The organism is Psychrilyobacter sp. (genome assembly GCF_049671765.1).
Lineage (GTDB): Bacteria > Fusobacteriota > Fusobacteriia > Fusobacteriales > Fusobacteriaceae > Psychrilyobacter.
Genome location: NZ_JBATVM010000137.1, coordinates 1 through 5689, shown reverse-complemented (window position 1 = coordinate 5689; position 5689 = coordinate 1). Strand labels below are relative to the sequence as shown.

Below are 5689 nucleotides of genomic sequence, written 5' to 3'. Positions count from 1 at the left end.
AAAAAAATGGTTTTTTGGATGGTAAAGAAAATTATTATGGGAAATAAACTCCGTAGTGCGGTACCTCTTATGGGAATAATAATAGGAGTAGCCTCCATTATGGGGATTTTTGCTATATCCAGTGGGGGAGAAGCAGCAGTAAAAAAGAACCTAGCTAGTATAGCAGAAAATAGAGTATTGATAGGAAGTAATAGTGGATATGACCTAGAGGATATAAAATTAATAGAAAATATGCCTATAGTGGACTATGTATTTTCTCCTGAGATGAATACAACAGTTAGTTGTGATGAAGTGAATAAGATAAAGATAGAAGGATATACAAAATCTGCCATGAAAGGTAAAGAACTAGAGATTGAAGGTAGTGATAATATTAGAGACAGGCAAGTGTTGATAGGTGACAAAACTGCTAAAAAAATATTTAAAACATCCCATGTAGTAGGGGAGACCTTTCAAATAAATCTAAGTACAGGGAAACCTGTGGAACTAAGAGTAATAGGAGTGTATAGGGAAGATCTAGGAAATACTTTGGGAATAGGATCTATATACATGGATATAGATGAATACATTAATCTAGAAAATGGTAGAGCCATCAATACAGTGGTAGTTACCTACAAGGATAAAGAAGATATAGAAGACACTACAAATTATGTAATCCAGATATTATCTAGAAAAAATTATAAAAATAAATATACCATCCTAGAGGGAAATGCTAGATATCAAAAAATTGAAAAGATAAAAGATATGATAAATATATTTTTAGGAGCAGTTGGGATAGTGGCCCTTGTAATGGGTGGATTAGGAGTAAGTAATCTATTATTAAATTCAGTGAGAGAGATGACTCCTAGTATAGGAATCCTACGTACCATGGGAATGAGTGAAACAAATATACTGAAAATATTTTTATTGGAATCGGCAGTTCTTTCGACTGTAGGAGGAGGAATAGGGATTATTTTTGGATGTGGAGGAGCCTATATAGTGGGGAAAATAATAGGAATTCCATCTATCTACTATGTAGACCAAATACTGATGGTATTTTTTACTTCAGTAGTAATGGGGATAGTTTTCGGGAGTCTCCCAGCATATAAAGCAGCCAAGTTAGAACCTGTAGAGGCAATGAAGATTTAGAAAATAGTTGAAAATTGAAAATGTATAATTGACAATGAAAAGAGAAGAATTAGTCATGAAGATAGACGAGTATTAAATCTCTTTATTGTTTAAACAAAAAGATTTAAATGTCTAACGAATGAACACGAAGAAATAGAACGCGGATGTTGTCTTCCACTGAGCCCAGACAACGATACACGGAAGAGACTCTAATGATAGCGGATACTAAGATATTATAAATTTGTGAATATATATATGAAAAAAATAGGGGATTCCTGTTTTTTTTTTATAAAAATCAAAAAAGTGATTTTCACTTGATTTAAATTAAAAATAATCTTAAATATTAATTAAATATATGCTATTATACTATAGGAATCAACATGTTTTTATGACAAATAATAAAAGAAAAATAAATATTTTAATTTATTGGTTGTGAAAAGATAATTAAATTTTCACAAGAGAAAAGAAAAAACTTATGTAGTATAATAATAGATTTTTTAATGATTTTGTATGTATAAATAGTGACAAAAAGAAGGTTCTAAAGGTTTAAAACAAAAGATCAGAGAGAAGGCAGTTTATATTACCGCTTATAATTAAAAGAAATAATAAATATACTGGGGAGTATTTTTAGGGGAGTTAAAATTATGTTATCGGATGCTAGGAGAAGAAATAGAATAAAAATATATTTGGATATACTGTTACTTAGTTCGGCTTTTATATTTTCTTTTATGATAAGGTTTGAAGGGGAATGGTCAAAATATTTTAGGACAAGATATGTTGTACAATTTTTGATTATTTATATTATTTTAAATTTTTTCCTAAAAATAAATAAAAAAAGTTGGAGATATACAGATTCATTGGATGTATTTAATATTATTTGTGTAGTAATCTTTTCAAATATGATCCATGCCTTGGGAGTGGTTATATTTTCTTTAAGAAAATTCCCTATAAGTATGTTTGCACTTTTCATAGTGTTTGAAATCTCTTTATTACTCATTGGAAGGTTCACATTTAGGCTAAGAAGAACCTTGGAGGGAATCAGAAAAAATAAAGGATGTATGAAAGATAAAAAAAGAGCTTTGATGATTGGTGCAGGAGAAGCAGGGGAAGCCTTACTTCGGGAAAGTATTAAAAATCCCGGTTTTAAGCTAGAGATAGTGGGAATGATAGATGATGATCCTAGAAAAAAAGATATGATGCTTCATACAAAAAGGGTGTTAGGAACTAGATATGATATTCCTAGGTTGATAGAAAAATATAATATATATGAAATTATAATAGCTATTCCTTCTATGAAGGGAAGTGATATAAAAGAACTATATAAATTAGTAGATACAGAAAATGTCTTAATAAAAGTATTACCTAGTTATGATGAAATTCTAGAAGGAAGTTCATTTATAAAACAGATAAGAGATGTAAAGGTAGAGGATCTACTAGGTAGAGATATAATAACTGTAAACAGTGCCAATATAGCTCGTGGGATAGAAAATAAAGTAATATTTATCACTGGAGGAGCAGGATCTATCGGATCGGAATTATCACGACAGCTGGCTAAATATAATCCTAAAAAAATAGTAAATATAGATGTAAATGAAAATACTATATATTTCTTGGAACTCGAACTAAGAAGAAAATATCCTAATCTAAATATTATTAGTGAGATAGGGAATATAAGGGAAAAGGAAAAAATGGAGTTTTTATTTGAAAAATACAGGCCAGATATGGTATTTCATGCAGCAGCACATAAACATGTACCTCTCATGGAACATAACCCAGAAGAAGCTATAAAAAATAATATATTTGGAACTAAAAATATAATAGACCTATCAGATAAATATGAGGTAGAAAGATTTATCCTGGTATCTACAGATAAAGCTGTAAATCCAACTAATATAATGGGTGCTACAAAAAGAGCGGCTGAGATCTTGGTAGAAGATAAAAATAGAGTGAGTAAAACAAAATATATGGCAACTAGATTCGGAAATGTATTAGGCAGTGAGGGAAGTGTAATCCCATTATTTAAAAAGTTGATAGAGGAAGGAAGAAACATAACTCTAACTCACCCTGAGATTACAAGATACTTTATGACTATACCAGAAGCAGCAAGTTTAGTAATAGAAGCAGGAACTATGAGTCGTGGTGGAGAAGTATTTGTATTAGATATGGGAAAACCTGTAAAAATAATGGATTTAGCTAAAAATCTAATAAAATTATCAGGCCTTATATTAGGGGAAGATATAGAGATAGAGATAACAGGACTTCGACCTGGGGAAAAACTCTATGAAGAACTACTCTATGATATAAATGATGCAGAAAAAACGGAAAATAAAAAAATATTCATAGTAAAACTAAGAGATCAAAGTGCTGTAGATTATGAAGTTTCCTTGAATAAATTAAAAGAAAAACTAAAGGAACATAAATATTCTGAGTTGAAGGGTATTATGAAAGAGATGGTAGTTACCTTTAAAGAGCCAGAAGAAGTGAATAGGATGGTGAAATCCTCTCCTTCGACCTCACCTCTAACTCCTCTCCTGGATAAGGAGAAGAGGATGAAAGAAAAGAACTTGGTTCTTAGTTAAAGAGAAATATCTTTGTTTATTTCAATAAAAGATTTAAAAAAACAGGTAAGAAAAAGATTATGAAATAATCTTTTTCTTACACCTACTACTACTTTAGTTTCCCTATTGAGGGAAACGCTAAAAAGGAAGGGTGAAGAAAGTTCTAAAGAGTCCCTCTTTAATACGGGTTCATTTACTTGTCTTGATACAAGAAACGAACCAAAGAAAATCAAGAAGATTTATAAAGGTCTTAATAAGTAATACACGATTGTCATTGTAGAAACAGTACTGCTGAAGTTGGACGACTATAAACTTCGATTTTAAAATCTAAAGAAAAAAGAAAAAAATGGACATAGAGATACACTGAGGAGAAATAGAGAACAGAGTATAGATAGGGTTCTAACCAAGAAAAGATAAAAAAAAGATTTAACTCTGTGAATCTCAGAGAGTTCTGAATCTCTGCGCCTCTGTGTTGAAATGTTTTAATTAGCGTACATTAGCGTAATTCGCGGTAAAAAGAAAAAAATTGTTGATTTATGAAAAATTTGAAATAGGAGAAAGTTATGACAAGAATATTTGATTTTGTGGCTAGTCTGATAGCTATATTAATATTTTGGCCTTTGATGTTGATTGTAGCTATTGCTATAAAATTAGAATCCAAAGGTCCGGTATTATTTAAACAAAAAAGATTAACTATGGGAATAAGGGAATTTGATATATATAAGTTTAGGAGTATGAGAACGGATTTTGATAAAGATGGTGTAGGAGTTCAGGTAAAGGGTGGCTCTAATGCTATTACCAAAGTTGGAAAATTTATCAGAAAGACTAAATTAGATGAATTACCACAGTTATTTAACGTATTGAATGGTGATATGGCAATCATAGGTCCTAGAGCAGAACTGCCTAGAAGACTATCCAGCTATACTGAATGGGAAAAAGAAATATTTTGTGTAAGGAGCGGGATATCATCTACAGCAAGTATAGTTTTTTCAGATGAAGAATATCTGATGGATCAGGTAGAAGATCCAGAGAGATTTTATATGGAACAGATTAGACCTTATAAGATAAAATTAAACCATTATTATATAAAGAATAAAAGTTTTTTCTATGATATGTGGCTTATAATAGCTACGGTACTAAAGATATTAAAAAAGATAGAGAATAAGCAAGTAGTGAAGGATGAAAAGTTATTAGGGGAACACCTTGAGCTAGTAGAAGCTACGAAGAGTTATTAATTTTGACGTAAATAAAAAGAAAATTTAAAAACTAGTCACGAATAGCACTAAGAAGTTCTAAGGATACTCATCCTTAACTGAGGTTACTTTTTTTCTTGAAAGAAAAACTAACGAAAAAATTCAAGAAGTTTATAATTGTCTTAGTAAAGTAAGTCACGATCGTCATTGTAGAAACAGTACTGCTGAAGTTGGACGACTATAAACTTCAAACTTTTAAATCTATAAAAAATATTTAGTCTGCGTCGAGGAGTTTATCATGGAGAAAAAGAAAAAAATTATAGTTACGGGAGCCAGTGGGTTTGTAGGGAGAAACTTTATTGGAAAATATAGTAACCGATATGATATTGTCCCTATAAGTCTACGAACTACTAAGGTAGAAGAGATAGACTTTAAAGGTGTAGATTGTATACTTCATCTAGCTGCTCTGGTTCATCAGATGAAGGGTGCACCAGAGGAAAAGTATTTTGAGATCAATAGAGATCTAACTAAAAAATTAGCAATAAGTGCTAAAAAAAATGGTGTAAGACATTTTGTGTTTTATTCAACAGTTAAGGTCTATGGATATGACGGGGACCTGAATAATCATAATTTTATTTTAGATATTAACTCAGAGTGTAAACCAAATGACCCCTATGGACAAAGTAAATATGAAGCAGAAGAGATTTTGAGAAAATTAGAAAGTAATGTTTCGGCTTCGCTCAACAAGCAAGAGAAAGAATTTGAAGTGGCAATCATAAGGCCTCCAATGATATATGGTACAGGGGTAAAAGGAAATATGATTAATCTTGTAAA

The 5689-nt window shown here is 30.8% G+C and carries 4 protein-coding genes; all 4 read left to right on the top strand.

The window, feature by feature from the left end; translation table 11 throughout:
* Positions 1-1125: ABC transporter permease (locus WBG30_RS06645; RefSeq protein WP_424503859.1), on the top strand; the 1125-nt coding region annotated here is incomplete at its 5' end.
* Positions 1126-1748: 623 nt separating this feature from the next.
* Entirely contained in the window at positions 1749-3683 is a 1935-nt protein-coding gene (locus WBG30_RS06640; RefSeq protein ID WP_424503858.1) for a polysaccharide biosynthesis protein, read from the top strand.
* A 542-nt stretch (positions 3684-4225) separates the two neighbouring features.
* Entirely contained in the window at positions 4226-4897 is a 672-nt protein-coding gene (locus WBG30_RS06635) for a sugar transferase (RefSeq protein ID WP_424503857.1), read from the top strand.
* Positions 4898-5153: 256 nt separating this feature from the next.
* Positions 5154-5689, top strand: a 536-nt coding sequence (locus WBG30_RS06630) for an NAD-dependent epimerase/dehydratase family protein (protein WP_424503856.1), incomplete at its 3' end; no start/stop codon positions are given.